Source organism: Sulfuricurvum sp. RIFOXYD12_FULL_44_77 (assembly GCF_001830725.1).
GTDB lineage: Bacteria > Campylobacterota > Campylobacteria > Campylobacterales > Sulfurimonadaceae > Sulfuricurvum > Sulfuricurvum kujiense_A.
The window spans coordinates 1-16,037 of record NZ_MIBU01000001.1; the positions used below are offsets into that span (position 1 = coordinate 1).

Sequence of the window (16,037 nt, forward strand, 5' to 3'; positions counted from 1 at the left end):
GTGTTTCCCCCGATTTTTGTTTGAGTAACCAAGACGATGTAGAGATTTGTTCTCGCGATTTGCGCGGAAAATGGATTGTTTTGTATTTTTACCCGAAAGATTCAACACCGGGATGCACGACGGAAGCATGCGAATTCACGAGTGCGATGGATGAGTATGATGATATGGGAGCGATTATCCTTGGTGTAAGTGCCGATAGCACTGCGTCGCATCGAAAGTTTATTGAGAAACAAAGCCTCGATATCACGTTACTCAGTGATCCGACAACCCAGATGATGCAAGATTACGGCGTATGGGCGATGAAAAAAAATTACGGCAAAGAGTATATGGGGATCGTCCGTTCCACCTATATCATCGATCCAAAAGGTATTGTTAAAGCCGCTTGGACAAATGTCAAAGTAAAAGATCATGTGGCTAAAGTGAAAGAGGAATTAGCAAAACTAGTAGAATAAACAAACTCCCGCAAAAGCGGAAGTTTAGGTTAGAATTTATAGCGAATATAAGCGCGAATATCTTGAGCTTTATCGACATAATTAGCGGCATTACCCATTCCGCTTGAAATTGCGTAAGGTACACCGGAACCACTGGTTGTCCCTGCTTCTCCTCCAAAGAATCCGTTGCTACCGCTGTAATCATAGTCAATATAGGTATAACGAAGTTGGAAAGTCAAGATGTCATCTACGAGAGGTTCTGTAAAATAGAGCTCGTACGCATCCCCGCGAGCGGCAATTTTCGAACCGATAAGGGTATCTTCACCGTAGGTGATCGGACGCCAGTAGTTGGAGCCATGGTTAAACTCAGCCCCCCATCGACCCTCTTCGCTGATAAGAGATGGAAATTGGGTTCCGATCCAGTAGCTGTAACCGGTTTTACTCTCTGTTGAACCTAGCATATAGGTGTTGTCTTTCGGATTTGTTTTTGACATTGCACCGCTGATAAAGATCATCGAATCATCTAAGAAATCGTTGATACCATCGCCTATACCATGTACCATCGCAAATGCGGTAGCAGTGTGTAATCCACCCACTGTTTCCATCCCTAGAGCAGGATTGGTAACATCTACGCTGTCAATAAGATTATTGGCATAGGTATATTGTAATCCTGTGCTGTATTGCTTATCATCATAGGGGACGACAATAATTCCAACCATATCAACATTGGTTGTTTGGGCATCTTGTCCACTGTAGGGTGCTGCACTGAATCGAGGTTCGGCATTGCTCATACCGCGTCCGGCACAGAGTTTAAAATACGATCCGTCTAATCCGATCAACTCTTCGGTACCGAATTTGGCACTGGCACCGTCAAATTCGACATTGACTGTGTGGGCAAGGGGTGAGGAGGATTCAACGTCGTCACGAAAATTGACAAGATGCCCTTCGGTCGAGGGGCGACGTCCGATACTGATAGTCCATGGAATATCTGTCCCGAAGAACTCATCATCATTATAGAAAAAGTAGGCTGATCGGACACGTAATTCATCATTGTAGGCAGATTCGTTACTAACCCAGTCAAACCCTTCGAATCCGGTATTTGCAGTTGACGTCATTGAGCGTTCGCCGAAAATTTTATTGTAAGCCAACTGTCCTACAAAACTGAGTTCTTTGGTTGCCGCATAGCTCATATTGAGCCACAAACGGTTGCTGAAGAGGGCATCATTTTTCTGCTTGCTCCCATCTGCCATTTTATAATGAATGTTGTCCAAACTGGTACGGAAGTCAACACCGAATTTCAAATTGTTGCCATTCGTTTTTTTGTTCAAATCATCAATTTGATCTTGCATCTCTTCAAGGGTTTCGTTGACTTTTCCGGCACTTGCAACTTCCGTTTTTGAAGCCGTAGCTGCCGGAGTTGAGAGCTGTGTGCTGAGGCGGCTGTTATCAGCTTTGAGTGCGTTCAACTCGGCTTTGAGTGCCGCCATTTCTTTTTCCATTTTTTCGAATCTCTGCATTAACGTGTCATCGGCATACGCGCTTGTTGTCAGCAACGCAGCCGTGATGACTGAACCTAAAATCCGTTGTCTCATCGTTTCTCCTTATGTAATGCCCTTGCATTAGCGTGCAATGATATTAACAAAAATTATATAAAAGTAATTTGAATAAGTGAAAAACAGTGTGATAAAAACGTGACAAAACTCTAATATTAAACACAGCTAAATTTAAGAGCCAATTCAGTATAATCCGCCCGATTTTCTCTCCTCATTTATGACGTAAGAAAAAAATCGCAAGCGAATCGTGCTGTTCTCGTGCATCCGATGTCTCATCGGCTCTGTTTGCGCTCGCCCAAGTAAACGAATGAACAAAAAAATACATTAACACAGGAGCCACTTATGGTAACTATGAAAGACCTTTTGGAATGTGGTGTACACTTTGGTCACCAAACACGTCGTTGGAATCCGAAAATGAAAAAATACATTTTCGGTGTTCGTAAAAACATTTACATCATCGATCTTCAAAAAACATTGCGTTATTTCCGCAATGCGTATCAACAAGTTGTTGATGCTGCGGCTGAGGGTAAAACAGTTCTTTTCGTAGGAACAAAAAAACAAGCTCGCGTTGCGATCCGTGATGCAGCTGAAAAATGCGGTATGCCATATGTTGATAACCGCTGGTTGGGTGGAATGTTGACAAACTTCCCGACTATCCAAAAATCAATCCGCAAACTTGATATCATCGAAGAGATGCAAGCAAACGGACAAATCAACCTTTTGACTAAAAAAGAAGCGTTGATGATGAATCGTCAAAAAGAAAAATTGATCGCATACCTCGGCGGTATCCGTCATATGAAAACATTGCCTGATTTGATGTTCGTTATCGATGCAGTAAAAGAACACATCGCGGTTCAAGAAGCGCGTAACCTTGGAATCAAAGTTGTTGCTCCATTGGATACAAACTGTGATCCGGACGTTATCGACATTCCAATCCCTGGAAATGACGATGCGATCCGTTCTATCCAACTTTTCTGTAAAGAAATGGCAGAAGCGATCAACGAAGGTAAAGCACTTGCAAACGGCGGAAACGACGAAGCGGTAGCAGACGAAGAAGTTGCAGCAGAAGTTGCAGTTGAAGCGGCTGTCGAAGAAGTAGCAGTAGTAGCAGAGGAAGCATAATCATGGCAGAAGTTACAGCAGCGATGGTCAAAGACCTCCGCGCGGCGACTGATGCGCCGATGATGGATTGTAAAAAAGCCCTCACTGAATGTGATGGTGACATGGAAAAAGCAAAAGAATTTTTGCGTGACCGTGGTATGGCTCAAACCGCTAAAAAAGCGGATCGCGTAGCGGCTGAGGGTCTTTTGGGTCTTAAAGTTTCCGATACGTTTGCATCAGCGTCTTTGGTAGAAGTTAACTCTGAAACCGATTTCGTTGCTAAAAACGACGGTTTCATCAACCTCGTCGGAAACACAGCGGCACACGTATTTACGACAGGTGTTAGCAGTGTTGAAGAGTTGAACGAAACAGCATACGAAACGGCTACTTTTACTGAGTACTTTACCTCTCAAGTAGCACGTATCGGTGAAAAAATCGTAGTACGTCGTTTTGCAACTCTCAATGCAGGTGCAAACGGATGTGTTAACGGTTACGTTCACTCAAACGGCCGTGTCGGTGTTCTTGTAGCGGCTGCGTGTAGCGATGCAAAAGTAGCCGAAGCACTTGCTCCGATGTTGAAAAACGTTGCGATGCACGCTGCGGCAATGAAACCGACGACATTGACCTCTAAAGATTTCGATCCTGCATTCGTAGAAGCGGAAACTATCGGTCGTATCGAAGCGATCAAAACTGAGAACGAAGAGTTAGCGCGTTTGAAAAAACCTCTCAAAAACGTTCCTCAGTACATCTCAGCATCACAATTGACTCCTGAAGTTATGGCTGCAGCTGAAGAAGCGATCAAAGCGAAATTGCTCGCAGACGGTAAACCGGAAAAAATCTGGGCAAACATTATCCCAGGATCATTGGCTCGCTTCGTAGCGGACAATACGACTTTGGATAAAGAGCTTGCACTGCTAGATCAAAACTACGTTATGGATGATTCTATGACCGTAGCGGAAGCGATTACGAAAGAGGCTGCTAAACATGGCGGTACTGCTGAAATCGTCGAGTTCGTTAAATACGAAGTCGGAGAAGGTTTAGAGAAAAAAGTTGACAACTTCGCAGAAGAAGTTGCTGCTCAAATGGCGTAAGCCAAACCGCTCTCACATTTATTTCCCCTTCGGGGGAATCTTCACATTTTTACTCCCCTTAAACATTTTTTCCCTATAATCTCTTTATGACATTACTAAACGCAACCTCTTTATCCCATGCTTTCGAGTATCCCCTTTTTGAGGATATTTCTCTTACACTGAACGCAGGAGAATCGATCGCTATTGTCGGTGTGAGCGGCAGCGGAAAATCGACCTTGCTTCATATTCTCTCCTCATTACTTCGTCCCGATTCGGGGAGAGTGGAACTTTTCGGAAATGATATTTATACGTTGAGTGATTCGGCATTGGTACAGCTTAGACGCTCAGATCTCGGACTCATTTATCAGAGCCATTACCTTTTTAAAGGGTTTAGCGCACATGAAAATCTCGAAGTTGCCGCTATTTTGGCACACCAGAAGATAGATGAACATTTATTAGAGCGTCTTGGTATTGATAAAGTTATTTTTCAAAAAGTGACGGAACTCTCCGGTGGCCAGCAGCAGCGTGTCTCGATCGCCCGTATCCTATCCAAAAAACCGCGTTTGATTTTTGCGGATGAACCTACCGGAAATCTTGACCGTGCAACGGCATCAGAAGTGATGGATATTTTTGAAGAGTATTTGATTCAAAACAGTGCTGGGATGGTTCTGGTAACACACGATGAATCGTTGGCCGCACGATGTAATCACATTTATCGTATGCAAGATCGTACGCTAAAAGAAGCCTAAAAATGGAATGGGCAGAGATATTCAGCGAAGGGAGAACCATCGCTTTTATTCTCCTTTTTACCCGATTTACTTCTCTCTTTATGGCTGTCCCCATATTTTCCCATATGAATATTCCGATATCGGTCAAAGGGGCTATGGCCTTTTTTTTCACGGTCTTTTTTTTCGGAGCCGTTCCGCCGCTTAATATTCCGACCGACGCACTCAGTTTGACGGTCGCTATATTAGGTGAAATGCTTTTTGGATTGGCTGTAGGGGTAGTTTTACAGTTGGCATACCATGTTATTACCTTTGCGGGTGGGCAAATATCATTTATGATGGGTTTTTCACTTGCTTCTGCAATCGATCCCCAATCGGGTGTATCGATGCCGATTATAAGTCAGTTTTTGGCGTTGATGGCATTAATGGTACTATTGGTATTTGATTTGCACCATTGGATCCTTTTATACGCCTCTGCTTCGATCTCTGCCGTTCCTCTGGGTGGATTTATGATGACCCCTTCTTTGTTTCAATACATTATGCACGCGATGACAAACATGTTTGTGGTCGGATTTATGATTGCCTTTCCGATTACGGCACTCTCAATGTTGGCGGATCTTATTTTTGGAATGCTGATGAAAACAATGCCTCAATTTAACCTTCTTGTCATTGGGATGCCGATTAAAATCGCCGTGTCGTTTGTCGTCCTTATGGTGACGCTGGGGGCAACCCTTTTGATCGTTACCTCCCAAACCCAAGATGCCTACAATTTTCTTGAAAAACTATTCTAAATAGCTTTTTGAGTGTTTTAAAAGTGGTGTAAGGGAGTGACGGATAGCTTTGATTTTATTTTTATCGTCACTGCATTTGATGGAAGAGTGGTTAGAACTGAGAATCTCATCATCAAGTATTTCAGCCGTCGTACAAACCAAAGCATCATCGATAAGGATGATGCTTTCAGCCAGTGAGGCGGGTGAAATGAAAAGATGGATCCCCTGATATTGTACCAGCAAGAGAGGGTCGCCTTGAGGGGCTTGAACGATGAGTTTTACATTGCTCCCTCGTTTAGTCGATGATAAAATCTCTTTGGTTACTTTAGCATGATGATACGTCGGGGTGATAATGAGGATATCGGAACTATTTTTTAATGAGCGATTGAGGAGATGAATAAAACGGCTGTGATGAGCTGGGAAATTATATATAGTTTCCTGCGGATAAACGGTGCTAAATGTAAAAAGAAGGAGAAGAAGTTTTATCATTTAATTTTTTTTTAGTTACAATGATACCATTTAGCTTTTGATAGAACAAGAACATACTATAAGAAGGGTAGCAAAGATTATGAAAATTTTGCTTTTTAACGATAATCCGGTAGTTCGAAAACTGGTAGCGCTCAGTGCACAAAAAACGAAAGACGATTTGAGTGTTATTTGGTCAGTTGATGAGATCGAAGCGACCGAATATGATTTGCTCATCGTTGATGACGCATTGTACAGTGATGAGATGTTTGAATCTCTCAATGAGAAAATTATTGTTAAAAGTACATTATTTATGGCGACGCGAGGTCAAGCGGTACCTTCGGGATTTGACAACGTTATCAATAAACCGTTTTTGCCTACTGATTTGGTAGATATGTTTGTTCAAATTGAAAAGAAAGTAAGCGCAACATCTGAAGCAAAGGGCGATGCCAAAGAAGAGAGTACCCCCTCTGAAGCCATGTATGCTATTAATTTGGAAGATACCCTTCCGGATTTGGAAGGGCATGAGGAGGAGTTGATGGAGGCTGAGCACTTGAATGATAGTGAAGAGGAATTTGATTTCAGCAGCTTAGAAGATTTTGATGAAAAACTTCCTGAAACGGCTATTTTGGATCAAGAAGAGGTTCAAGAGGTTCAGGGGCTTTTGGAAGAGACAGAAGAGGATGATTTTGCCCAAGAGCTCAATGACATGAACCTTTCTTCAGAAGAGAGTGCTCTCCCCTCAGTGACAGAAGATGATTTTTCATTTGATGATGATCTATTGCCTCACGAGGATACGCTATCGCATAAAGAACTGCTGGATGAAGATGACTTTGATGATATTGAGTTCTCTACCTCGTTAGAAGAAAGCGCCGGAGCCGATGAAGATGAAGAATTATTATCACTAAGCGAAGCGAACCCTTCGGAGGGTGAGAATGGTTTGGATGAGATGGATATCTCTTCACTAATGGAGGAAGATGAGTTACTTCCAATGAATGAAGAGACTCTTTCAGACGATGAAAGTACCTTGGATGAGATGGATATTTCCACACTTATGGATGATGATGAGTTGGGTGATTTAGAGTCTAAAATAGAAGATGCTGTGAGCACACTGGACGAGGGTGAGTTGGAACGAGAATTGGAATCAGATGATTTTGGACTCGATTTTGATGATGCTGCCTTGGATGAACTTACCGTAAATCAAGAAGAGAGTGCAGAACTCGAGAGGGATGATTCGGAAGATTTCGACGAGTTGGATATGTTGGATGAGCGCGAATTGAAGCGGGCAATCGGTGAAGAGATAGAGGATGACGAACCGGCTGTTTATGCCGATGAGGGGGATGAATCGCTTGTGGCTGAAACGTTAGATGAAGTGATGAATGAGTCGCCATCTTTTCTCGAAGAGACAGATGAAGAGTCGGAAGAGGTGGAGACAGCGTCGCATGCAGAGGGGGTAGAAGCTCTCCAAGCACTTCTTAAAGCACTCTCCAATGAAAATGTGGCTAAATCTCTTAAAGGGATGAATATCAGCATTAATATAAATTTCGGGAATGACAAGTGAATCGAACAAGTGGAGCAATATTAGTATTGTCCGGCCCTAGCGGTGCCGGTAAAAGTTCATTGATCAACCAAATTAAAGATCATATCGGTCCTATCTATTTTTCGATTTCAACCACTACGCGTCCTATCCGTGAAGGGGAAGTGGACGGTGTCCATTATCATTTCGTGGATATAGCAGAGTTCAAACAAGACATCGAGCAGGAGATGTTTTTAGAATACGCAGTGGTTCACGGAAATTACTACGGAACATCATTGGGACCGGTTAAAAAAGCACTTAAAGAGGGAAAACTCGTTATCTTTGATATCGATGTCCAAGGGCATGATGCGGTACAAAATCGCCTTAGCGATATTACAACATCGGTATTTATTACTACCCCATCATTAGAAGAGCTAAAACGGCGGCTGCACAACCGCTCTACCGACAGTGAAGAGGTGATCTCCGGTCGTATCGAAATGGCGAAACGGGAAGTTCAGCGGATTAGCGAATACGATTTTTTAGTCGTAAACGACAATTTGGATGAAGCGGCTGAAATTTTAGTTTCGATCGCCAAAGCGGCACGGATGAAGATACCGACGCTGCAAATCAACGAGTTCGTCCAAACGTGGGAAATTTCGTAGAACCTTTGCGTTGATGTATTGATCAAAATACGTTATACTTCCCCACTTAATTTTACATAAGGAACTCACCTATGAGTATGCCAAGCGGAACTGAATTATTATTGATTTTCGGAATTGTTATTTTGTTATTCGGTGCGAAAAAAATTCCTGATCTTGCCAAAGGTATCGGACAAGGTATTCGTAATTTCAAAAAAGAGATGAAAGAGGATGAAGTAGCTACTACAACTCCGACTGAAGCTCCGAAACAAGTTGATACAACGGCATCTACACCAGTAGAAACTCCTAAAACTACTACACAAGCGTAAGCCTTGAAGCAGCGGGTGAATGCGCTGTTGCGCGATAGATTTAATTCTGATGTTATCCTTGAAAAACCGAAAGATCGTTCTTTCGGCCACTTCGCTACCCCTATCGCTTTTTCCCTCGCAAAAGAACTCCGAAAATCTCCGATGATCATTGCCGAAGAGATTGCAGGATCATTTAGCGACGAGTCAATGTTCAGTGCGGTTGAATCGGTTCAAGGGTATATCAATTTTCGCCTCTCTGAAGGATTCTTGGATGAGTACGCTTCATGGGCATTACGTCATGGAGAGCAATTCGGAAGCAGTGATAAAAAGGGCTCCATTCTCCTTGAGTTCGTCAGTGCTAATCCGACAGGCCCTCTTCATATCGGACATGCGCGCGGTGCGGTTTATGGTGATACCATCTTGCGATTGGGTCGTCATTTGGGCTATGACATCACGGCAGAGTATTATGTCAACGATGCGGGAAATCAGATCGATTTGCTCGGTGTCTCATTGCAGCTTGAAGGGCGCAGCAGCTTGCTCGGCGAGAGTGTTGAGTGGCCGGAAAAATACTATCGCGGTGAATACCTAAGCGATTTAGCCAAAGAGGTGGTAGAACTCTTCGGTGAAGAGGCTTTGCGAGATGAGAGCCGTCAAAAAGAGTTAGCGCTTTGGGCAAAAGATAAAATTTTAGCCCTTATCGTGGATGACTTGGGGGCAATTAACGTCCATTTTGATACCTTCGTCGGTGAAGCATCCCTCTACAGCGAGTGGGATCGTGTTATGGCGAAAATGGGGGAAGGTGTTTACGTGAGCGAGGGTAAAACCTTTATCCGATCCTCCGAACACGGTGATGATCATGACCGTGTCGTGGTACGTGAAGACGGCAGACCAACCTACCTCGCAGGTGATATTATCTACCATAATCAAAAATTCGAGCGCGGATATGAGGATTACATCAATATCTGGGGAGCGGATCATCACGGCTATATTGCCCGTGTGAAAGCGGCGGTGAACTTTTTAGGGTACGACTCAGAGAAACTTGAAGTACTCCTCTCTCAAATGGTAAGTCTCCTCAAAGACGGAGAGCCGTTTAAGATGTCGAAACGTGCCGGTACCGTTATTTTGATGAGTGATGTCGTCGAAGAGATCGGTGCAGAAGCATTGCGCTTTATGTTCGCCTCTAAAAAGTGCGATACGGCACTTGAATTCGATATCGAAGAGCTAAAACGTCAAGACAGTTCCAACCCGATCTATTACATCCAATACGCCCATGCCCGTATCCAGACCTTGCTCGCTAAAAGTGAAAAAAGTATGGATGAGATCATGGGATCACGTTTGCACGCTCTGAGTGCAGATGCGGACGGATTGTTGTTTGAAGCGTTGTTGTTGCCGGAGATTATCGATGACGCATTCGAATCGCGTCAAGCGCAAAAACTTCCCGATTATCTAAAAGTTCTTGCGGGACGATTGCATAAATTTTACTACGATACCCGTATCATCGGGAGTGAAGATGAAGCAAAATTGCTTAAGCTCCTCCTTGTCGTTGCCCTATCGATTAAAACAGGACTCTCACTTCTTGGAATTCAAGCTAAAGATCGAATGTAAAAATTCGATCTTCAACCCCTTTCTATCCCAATAACCGCGTTACATTTTGTCGAAGCATATCGTTTTGATGGGCAATAGCGATTTGAGATATATCAAGTTTCAGATTGCTTTGTTGAAAATCCTTAACGGCGTTCGCCATATCGGTATCAGCCATTTGACTTTTTGCTGCGGCAGTTTCAGTGATTTGAGTGAGAAGTACATTGGTCGCACTGAAAAGAGCGTTCGTCGTTGAACCGACATCTGAATTTGCTTGTGCCAATGAATCACGATAAGCCTGAATTCCGTCTTGATTTTCAATGGAGAGAGAAGAGGGTGAAAGATTCGGAATGGAAGCAGAGATACTACTCTCCCCTAATGAGAAGGTGGGAGAGCTTCCAAAAAGAGATTTACCGTTAAAACTGCTCCCTTCGATACTTTGCTGCATTGATTCTACCGTACGGCTAAATTCGTTTTGAAGAATCTCTTTTTGAGATGTGTTGAGGGTATCGCTATTGTAACGGACACTGAGATCATTCAGTTTTTGGGTTTGATCACTCAATGAGTTCATAGTTCCTCCGGCAATCTGCATCATAGAGATACCGTCATTGGCATTCATAAGCCCCTGTGACATGGTAGAAATTTGGTTTTGCAGCATGTCGGCAATAGTACGGGATGAGCTATCTTCCAATTTGAGTTCAACAGCAGTCGCAATCTTATCGAGGGCTTTATCTCTCTTTGATGTCTCAGCATTCATTTGGGGAAGCGGATTAAATTGGGTATTTAATTGCATAACAACCTCCTTCTTTCTCTATTTGCTTTAGAATAGCACCGTATAGATTAAAATCGGATAACAATTTTTGGGTAAATGCGCGTACGGTAGGTTATAGCAATGCTATAATTTTGCCATTGAAAGCAAATAAGGAATAGAGAATGGTAAAAGTCGCGGCGATACAGATGCAGATGAGTGAAGATAAAGCTTCCAATGTGGCAAAAGCTGAAGCTATGGTTCGTGACGCGGCAGCTGAGGGAGCTAATATTGTTTTGATCCCTGAACTGTTTGAAGGGTACTATTTCTGTAAAGATATGGATAAAAAGTATTTTGAGTGGGCACACCCTCTTGAAGATAACCCTTTGATCAAACGTTTTAGCGAGGTGGCAAAAGAGTTGGGTGTTGTATTGCCGATCAGCTATTTCGAACGCGCAGGGGAACGTTATTTTAACTCCCTCGTCATGATCGATGCCGACGGCACTGTGATGGAAAATTATCGCAAAACCCATATTCCCGATGGCCCTGGGTATGAAGAGAAATTTTATTTCGAGCCGGGGGACAGCGGATTTAAAGTGTGGCAGACCCGTTATGGCAATGTCGGTGTCGGTATCTGTTGGGATCAGTGGTTCCCCGAAACGGCACGAAGTCTTACATTGATGGGTGCCGATATGATTTTCTATCCGACCGCCATCGGGTCTGAACCCGAAATCGGCGTCGATTCGGCGTCGCATTGGCAGCGGGTACAGATGGGTCACTCTGCGGCGAACATCATCCCCGTGATCGCCGCCAACCGTATCGGTGAAGAGGTGGGGGAGAGTTGTACCCTGACCTTTTACGGCTCTTCGTTCATCACCGATCATACGGGCTCAAAAGTCGCTGAGGCATCACGTGATAAAGAGGAGATTTTGTATAGCGAGTTCGATCCTGTATCCATTCGCGAACACCGCCACTACTGGGGACTTATCCGTGATCGCCGTCCGGAGTGTTATGGGGAGATTGTTAAAAAATAACTTTCTGGAACTTCTTTTGCTTTAGTGAGAGTAAGAATCACTAACGGGGGTTGCCGTGAAAGTTGTTTTACGCAATAACGCTATCTTTGTTCAAGGGAGTACTAATACTCTCGAAGAATCATGGATGGAGGAGTTTTTCGATCATCACATTCATAACACGCTGTTTTTGGATAACGGGGTATTAGTTCTCAATAACGAAAATTCTTCCGACCAAAAAGAGGAGTTTCTAGAGACTCTGAGTGAGCGTTTTACAAAAGCCAATGAACTTACCGGATCGTTTTACAGCCGATCACTTAAGCGTTGTAGAACGGCGGCCGTTCGGATTGAAGTGCCGTATCGTGAGAGTGAAAAAGTGGATATCGAAGTCTATGCCTACAACTCCGGCTGTGTGCAATTTACTCTTTTGACTCCGAATCGCTGGGTAATGCGCTATCTCAAACAGCAGCTTTCCAATCTCGTAACCAGCTCCAATGAAGAGGATATTTTTATCGATGTGAGTACCGCTGCGGCAAAATCACGTCTCGAAAAAACGCTCAATCGTCGTGAAGTGCTCCATTTTGCCATCAACTACCAATATGATGATGAATTTATGAGTCGACTGTATGGAAATTATAAAGGGTGGGGATTCGGAAATGATACCATCGACAAAATGATCCGTTACCATGCAATTTTCGAAATACCGATGGGCTCATCTCCCGAAGATTTGAAAAAACGGTACCGTACGTTGGCCAAACGGTATCATCCCGACCGAGTACAGAGCAAAAATCCTAAAATTATCAATAAATATACCGAGAAGTTTCAGCTTCTCCAAGAGGCATACGGGGCATTAAGAGCGGTTAGTTAAAACACTCAAATCTTCGGCGCAAAAGCGGAAGAGCCGTTTCTCTTTCATATCATTCAGTTCGTTTGAAAATCCCCGTTTGCTAAAGAGAAAGATTTTATCCGGTATCAGAGAAAGCTTGGTACATTTCTCTTCGAGTTTATGAAACTCTTTTTTATTCACTTTGTGGTTTGTCCACTTGCACTCTCCGACCCACGTCTCCCCCTCCATCGTTTCGGTAAGGAGATCGATCTCCACTTCACGGTTCCAATAGCTCCCCGAATCGAGAATATCACTCCCAAATTTGGGTGCTAAGATCTCACGAATATAGAGATTGCACAGCTCTTCGAACGTGAAGCCGACAAAGGCATTGAAATGGGCATGAAAATGCTCATAAAAAAAGTGGGTATTTCCCTCTCGGATTGATTTGGAAAAGGGTTCCACAAAGGCAAACCAGAATCGTAAAAAGGGGGAGGCAAAACGAAATTTATGGGAGATTCGGTGGTGTTCGATCTCTTTTTTAAATCGTTGTTTGGGATGAGTCCGCTCCAGCGGCATTTCACGAGAGCGCTCCAGCGTCAGATAGCCGCTGGTGCGTAAAAATTCAAACGCCTCATTCCCCCGCTCTTTTCCGATGCGGGCACGACGAAACGCGGATCCTTCTCGTCGATCTCCCACCGCAATGGCATGGAGAAGATTAAGGTAAAGAGGATCATCGTTAAGGGGTGATAAGAGGTGTTCTCGGTGGGATTCAAAGTGATCAAGAATGTGACGACGTATAAGGGATTCGAGAGGCTCATCGGCATCAATCGGCTCAGTGTATCCGCCGAAGATGGCGAACAGCTCGACACACTGTTCCATATCTGCGGGAAGATTGAGGTGAAAAAAATCGCATAAGAGGTTTCTATTCATTGAATAGATTATAGCTTAATGCGTTTAGGTTACAAAGAGGTGAGAACCATCGATATTTTTTTGAGAATCTCTGTAACTTTTTCAGAAAAGCTCTTTAATCTCTCTTCATACTCTTGCGAGAGAGGGGTTCCGGTTTCAAGTTCTTCGAGTACCTTCAACATGGAATATAAAAAATCACGCTGCTCAGCACACTGATGGCAGACCGTAGTATTGGCACACATCCCCTCATTCATCGTAATATAAGCCTCTTGCGTTGCCTCACTTAAGTGTGCGTAATAGGCGCTGTTTCGGAGTGCATTGCTTCGCAGCAGTTTATGAATCTTTTGAAATTGTTCTTGTGCTTCACGGAGAATATTGAACATTGTGGTCTCCCGTTTAAATTTCACGAACTTAATTGTAGCTCAAAAAAAGGTAGAATAGCATTACAAATTTATTACACTTAAAAGAGAATGTATGGAGTATCGCTATATCGGGCGGAGCGGGTTACGGGTATCACCTATATGTATGGGGACAATGACGTTCGGAAGCCAATGTGATGAGAAAAATGCCTTTACTATTATGGATAAAGCTTATGATGCAGGGGTGAATTTTTTCGATACGGCGGAGCTCTATCCCGTTCCCCCGCAAGAGAGTCTCGTCGGATTGACCGAGGAGATGGTGGGGCGTTGGCTCAAAACCAAACCGCGTGATTCGGTTATTTTAGCAACGAAAGTAGCAGGTGCCGCGTCGGGGTGGTTTGTCCCTCCGATCCGTCACGGCTACACGGCGATTGATCGGTTTCATATCGAGCGGGCGATTGAGGGATCACTCAAACGGCTCGGAACGGATTATGTCGACCTCTATCAGATGCACTGGCCTGATACGATCGTCCCTATCGAAGAGTCAATGAGGGCGTTCGATTCACTGGTGCAAAGCGGAAAAGTACGCTACATCGGAACCTCCAACGATACTGCGCGGGGAACGATGAAATCGCTGATGGTTTCCAAATACGAAAAATTAGCCCGTTTTGAGTCGATCCAGAATAACTTTTCTCTCCTAAACCGACGTGATTTGACCGAGATCGGCGCGTTGTGCCGCGAAGAGAAAATTTCACTCCTCCCATACTCACCGTTGGGCGGCGGGGTATTGAGCGGAAAATACAATCAGGATATCAATGCCCACGGACGATTTAGCGATTACGTCAAATCTTCAAACAAACGTCAGCGTCTGATGGCGGCACGGTTTATGAACGATAAAACGCTTCTCTCGACGCAGGAGTATCTCCGTATCGCAGCCGAAGCGGGTTTGCATCCGGTGACAATGGCGATTGCATGGAGCAAACAGTTTGATTTTGTCGCTTCGACGATTATCGGGGCAACAACGGCTGAACAACTCGATGCGAGTCTTGCGGCCATGAACGTCACTCTGAATAGTGAAATACTCCAAAAACTGGATGAGGTACATGCAAAAATTCTTTATCCTATGGGTTAGTATCCTCGCCCTTTTTTTCACAGGGTGTTCCACCAAACATTACCGTGTAAGCGAGCCTAAAATCATCACCCTCAAAACCCCGAAACTCAAATTTGCCGATACGGGGTATATTCGCCATGATGAGACCTCGGTAGAGGTGGAACTCTTTACTGCCGGAGTTGCGGTAGAGAAAATTTCGATCGACTCGCAGGTATGTGTGAGCAGCGGATGTATGAGTGAAGAGGCGTTTGTCAAAGAGTATTTATACCCTGATTATCCCGCCGATACGATGCGCAATATTGTGTTGGGCAAAGATATTTTCGGAGGTCGCGGCAAAGAAGAGATGTGTGATGGACGGTTGTTTCAATTTATCCGTAATGATGAGATGGACATCATTTATCGTAGAGGAAAAGGGGAGATCTATTTTAAAGATCGACTCAATAGCCTTATTATTAAGATAGAGGATCTTGATACGAATCAATCTCTTCCGTAATCGTCTGAGTTACAATCGCACTTAAAAAGAGTCAGTTATGAACGTCTCTCCAGAGTTTTCACTCCCCCTTCGTCTGATTGCCCCTTATTTTGTAGCGGCAGTCGTTTTTTATATCGTCTCAATGAGTTTCCTATTTTTTGTACAGCCTGATATCGGTTTACGTGATTTTCGTCTGATCGGATGGGTACATCTTTACATGATCGGATTTGTGATGATGGTGATTATCGGAGCGATGGGACAGCTTTCCGTCGTGGTAGGGGAGGCTCATCATCGTTATCCAAAAGTATTCGGATGGATCTGGCCTCTTTTAGCTCTTGGAACGGCGGTACTTTTGGCGGGGTTTTACATTGATGCAAAGATGCTTCCGTTCGGAGGGGGGATTATTTTGGGCGGTTTGGGTCTTTTTGCGTTCAATCTGTTCGT

At 44.0% G+C, this 16,037-nt stretch carries 18 protein-coding genes and 1 pseudogene; 14 read left to right on the forward strand and 5 right to left on the reverse strand.

Annotated elements, in window-relative coordinates; all coding sequences use genetic code 11:
- Positions 1-452: peroxiredoxin (locus A2517_RS00005; RefSeq protein ID WP_294893284.1), on the forward strand; the 452-nt coding region annotated here is incomplete at its 5' end.
- Between the two features lie 29 nt (positions 453-481).
- Here the strand turns inward: A2517_RS00005 and A2517_RS00010 are convergent.
- Positions 482-2,023: a DUF3373 family protein gene (locus A2517_RS00010; RefSeq protein WP_294893286.1), complete on the reverse strand. Its 1,542-nt coding sequence runs from the start codon at positions 2,021-2,023 to the stop codon at positions 482-484.
- A gap of 303 nt (positions 2,024-2,326) precedes the next feature.
- Here A2517_RS00010 and rpsB point away from each other — a divergent pair, with 303 nt between their 5' ends.
- The 4 genes from rpsB (at position 2,327) to fliR (ending at position 5,671) form a co-directional block, all read left to right on the forward strand.
- On the forward strand, positions 2,327-3,106 hold the full coding sequence (rpsB, locus tag A2517_RS00015) for a 30S ribosomal protein S2 (protein WP_294893288.1): 780 nt from the start codon (positions 2,327-2,329) through the stop codon (positions 3,104-3,106).
- Between the two features lie 2 nt (positions 3,107-3,108).
- Positions 3,109-4,176 (forward strand): translation elongation factor Ts, encoded by a 1,068-nt coding sequence (gene tsf / locus A2517_RS00020; RefSeq protein ID WP_294893289.1) that lies wholly within the window; start codon positions 3,109-3,111, stop codon positions 4,174-4,176.
- Between the two features lie 86 nt (positions 4,177-4,262).
- On the forward strand, positions 4,263-4,904 hold the full coding sequence (locus A2517_RS00025; RefSeq protein WP_294893291.1) for an ABC transporter ATP-binding protein: 642 nt from the start codon (positions 4,263-4,265) through the stop codon (positions 4,902-4,904).
- A gap of 2 nt (positions 4,905-4,906) precedes the next feature.
- Complete coding sequence (fliR, locus tag A2517_RS00030; protein WP_294893293.1) at positions 4,907-5,671, forward strand: flagellar biosynthetic protein FliR; 765 nt, start codon at positions 4,907-4,909, stop codon at positions 5,669-5,671.
- Here the strand turns inward: fliR and A2517_RS00035 are convergent.
- Positions 5,663-6,139: a hypothetical protein gene (locus A2517_RS00035; RefSeq protein WP_294893295.1), complete on the reverse strand. Its 477-nt coding sequence runs from the start codon at positions 6,137-6,139 to the stop codon at positions 5,663-5,665. The genes fliR and A2517_RS00035 overlap by 9 nt on opposite strands.
- A gap of 79 nt (positions 6,140-6,218) precedes the next feature.
- Here A2517_RS00035 and A2517_RS00040 point away from each other — a divergent pair, with 79 nt between their 5' ends.
- From A2517_RS00040 to argS, 4 genes are all read left to right on the forward strand, one after another.
- Entirely contained in the window at positions 6,219-7,676 is a 1,458-nt protein-coding gene (locus tag A2517_RS00040) for a hypothetical protein (protein ID WP_294893297.1), read from the forward strand.
- Positions 7,673-8,293: a guanylate kinase gene (gene gmk, locus A2517_RS00045; RefSeq protein ID WP_294893299.1), complete on the forward strand. Its 621-nt coding sequence runs from the start codon at positions 7,673-7,675 to the stop codon at positions 8,291-8,293. Before A2517_RS00040 ends, gmk begins: the two co-directional genes overlap by 4 nt.
- 71 nt (positions 8,294-8,364) lie before the next feature.
- On the forward strand, positions 8,365-8,598 hold the full coding sequence (locus A2517_RS00050) for a twin-arginine translocase TatA/TatE family subunit (protein ID WP_294893301.1): 234 nt from the start codon (positions 8,365-8,367) through the stop codon (positions 8,596-8,598).
- Between the two features lie 3 nt (positions 8,599-8,601).
- Positions 8,602-10,182 carry an arginine--tRNA ligase gene (argS, locus tag A2517_RS00055; RefSeq protein ID WP_294893302.1) on the forward strand — a complete coding sequence of 527 codons (1,581 nt, stop codon included), beginning with the start codon at positions 8,602-8,604 and terminating at the stop codon, positions 10,180-10,182.
- Positions 10,183-10,204: 22 nt separating this feature from the next.
- On the opposite strand, the gene A2517_RS00060 is transcribed toward argS, so the two are convergent.
- Positions 10,205-10,951 carry a flagellin gene (locus tag A2517_RS00060; RefSeq protein ID WP_294893304.1) on the reverse strand — a complete coding sequence of 249 codons (747 nt, stop codon included), beginning with the start codon at positions 10,949-10,951 and terminating at the stop codon, positions 10,205-10,207.
- Positions 10,952-11,091: 140 nt separating this feature from the next.
- On the opposite strand from A2517_RS00060, the gene aguB reads away from it, so the two are divergent.
- Entirely contained in the window at positions 11,092-11,940 is an 849-nt protein-coding gene (aguB, locus tag A2517_RS00065) for an N-carbamoylputrescine amidase (RefSeq protein ID WP_294893306.1), read from the forward strand.
- A gap of 55 nt (positions 11,941-11,995) precedes the next feature.
- The gene (locus A2517_RS00070) at positions 11,996-12,784 is read left to right on the forward strand and encodes a J domain-containing protein (protein WP_294893308.1); all 789 of its coding nucleotides are present in this window, start codon (positions 11,996-11,998) and stop codon (positions 12,782-12,784) included.
- Here the strand turns inward: A2517_RS00070 and A2517_RS00075 are convergent.
- Complete coding sequence (locus tag A2517_RS00075) at positions 12,767-13,672, reverse strand: DUF234 domain-containing protein (RefSeq protein ID WP_294893309.1); 906 nt, start codon at positions 13,670-13,672, stop codon at positions 12,767-12,769. The two genes, A2517_RS00070 and A2517_RS00075, sit on opposite strands and share 18 nt — an antisense overlap.
- A 29-nt stretch (positions 13,673-13,701) precedes the next feature.
- Complete coding sequence (locus A2517_RS00080; protein WP_294893311.1) at positions 13,702-14,034, reverse strand: hypothetical protein; 333 nt, start codon at positions 14,032-14,034, stop codon at positions 13,702-13,704.
- 91 nt (positions 14,035-14,125) lie between these two features.
- Between A2517_RS00080 and A2517_RS00085 the strand changes: the two genes are divergently transcribed.
- The 3 genes and pseudogenes from A2517_RS00085 to A2517_RS00095 all read left to right on the forward strand — a co-directional run.
- Positions 14,126-15,142, forward strand: coding sequence for an aldo/keto reductase (locus A2517_RS00085; RefSeq protein WP_294893313.1), 1,017 nt, complete (start codon positions 14,126-14,128; stop codon positions 15,140-15,142).
- Entirely contained in the window at positions 15,114-15,614 is a 501-nt protein-coding gene (locus tag A2517_RS00090) for a hypothetical protein (protein ID WP_294893315.1), read from the forward strand. The genes A2517_RS00085 and A2517_RS00090 overlap by 29 nt, the downstream gene beginning before the upstream one ends.
- 37 nt (positions 15,615-15,651) lie before the next feature.
- Positions 15,652-16,037: pseudogene (locus tag A2517_RS00095) on the forward strand (hypothetical protein); the annotation flags it as partial.

Bases quoted from the DNA above. Each gene is read 5' to 3' on its own strand.
- A2517_RS00010 (WP_294893286.1), bottom strand. From the start codon at position 2,023: ATGAGACAACGGATTTTAGGTTCAGTCATCACGGCTGCGTTGCTGACA.
- rpsB (WP_294893288.1), top strand. From the start codon at position 2,327: ATGGTAACTATGAAAGACCTTTTGGAATGTGGTGTACACTTTGGTCAC.
- tsf (WP_294893289.1), top strand. From the start codon at position 3,109: ATGGCAGAAGTTACAGCAGCGATGGTCAAAGACCTCCGCGCGGCGACT.
- A2517_RS00025 (WP_294893291.1), top strand. From the start codon at position 4,263: ATGACATTACTAAACGCAACCTCTTTATCCCATGCTTTCGAGTATCCC.
- fliR (WP_294893293.1), top strand. From the start codon at position 4,907: ATGGAATGGGCAGAGATATTCAGCGAAGGGAGAACCATCGCTTTTATT.
- A2517_RS00035 (WP_294893295.1), bottom strand. From the start codon at position 6,139: ATGATAAAACTTCTTCTCCTTCTTTTTACATTTAGCACCGTTTATCCG.
- A2517_RS00040 (WP_294893297.1), top strand. From the start codon at position 6,219: ATGAAAATTTTGCTTTTTAACGATAATCCGGTAGTTCGAAAACTGGTA.
- A2517_RS00050 (WP_294893301.1), top strand. From the start codon at position 8,365: ATGAGTATGCCAAGCGGAACTGAATTATTATTGATTTTCGGAATTGTT.
- A2517_RS00060 (WP_294893304.1), bottom strand. From the start codon at position 10,951: ATGCAATTAAATACCCAATTTAATCCGCTTCCCCAAATGAATGCTGAG.
- aguB (WP_294893306.1), top strand. From the start codon at position 11,092: ATGGTAAAAGTCGCGGCGATACAGATGCAGATGAGTGAAGATAAAGCT.
- A2517_RS00075 (WP_294893309.1), bottom strand. From the start codon at position 13,672: ATGAATAGAAACCTCTTATGCGATTTTTTTCACCTCAATCTTCCCGCA.
- A2517_RS00080 (WP_294893311.1), bottom strand. From the start codon at position 14,034: ATGTTCAATATTCTCCGTGAAGCACAAGAACAATTTCAAAAGATTCAT.
- A2517_RS00085 (WP_294893313.1), top strand. From the start codon at position 14,126: ATGGAGTATCGCTATATCGGGCGGAGCGGGTTACGGGTATCACCTATA.
- A2517_RS00090 (WP_294893315.1), top strand. From the start codon at position 15,114: ATGCAAAAATTCTTTATCCTATGGGTTAGTATCCTCGCCCTTTTTTTC.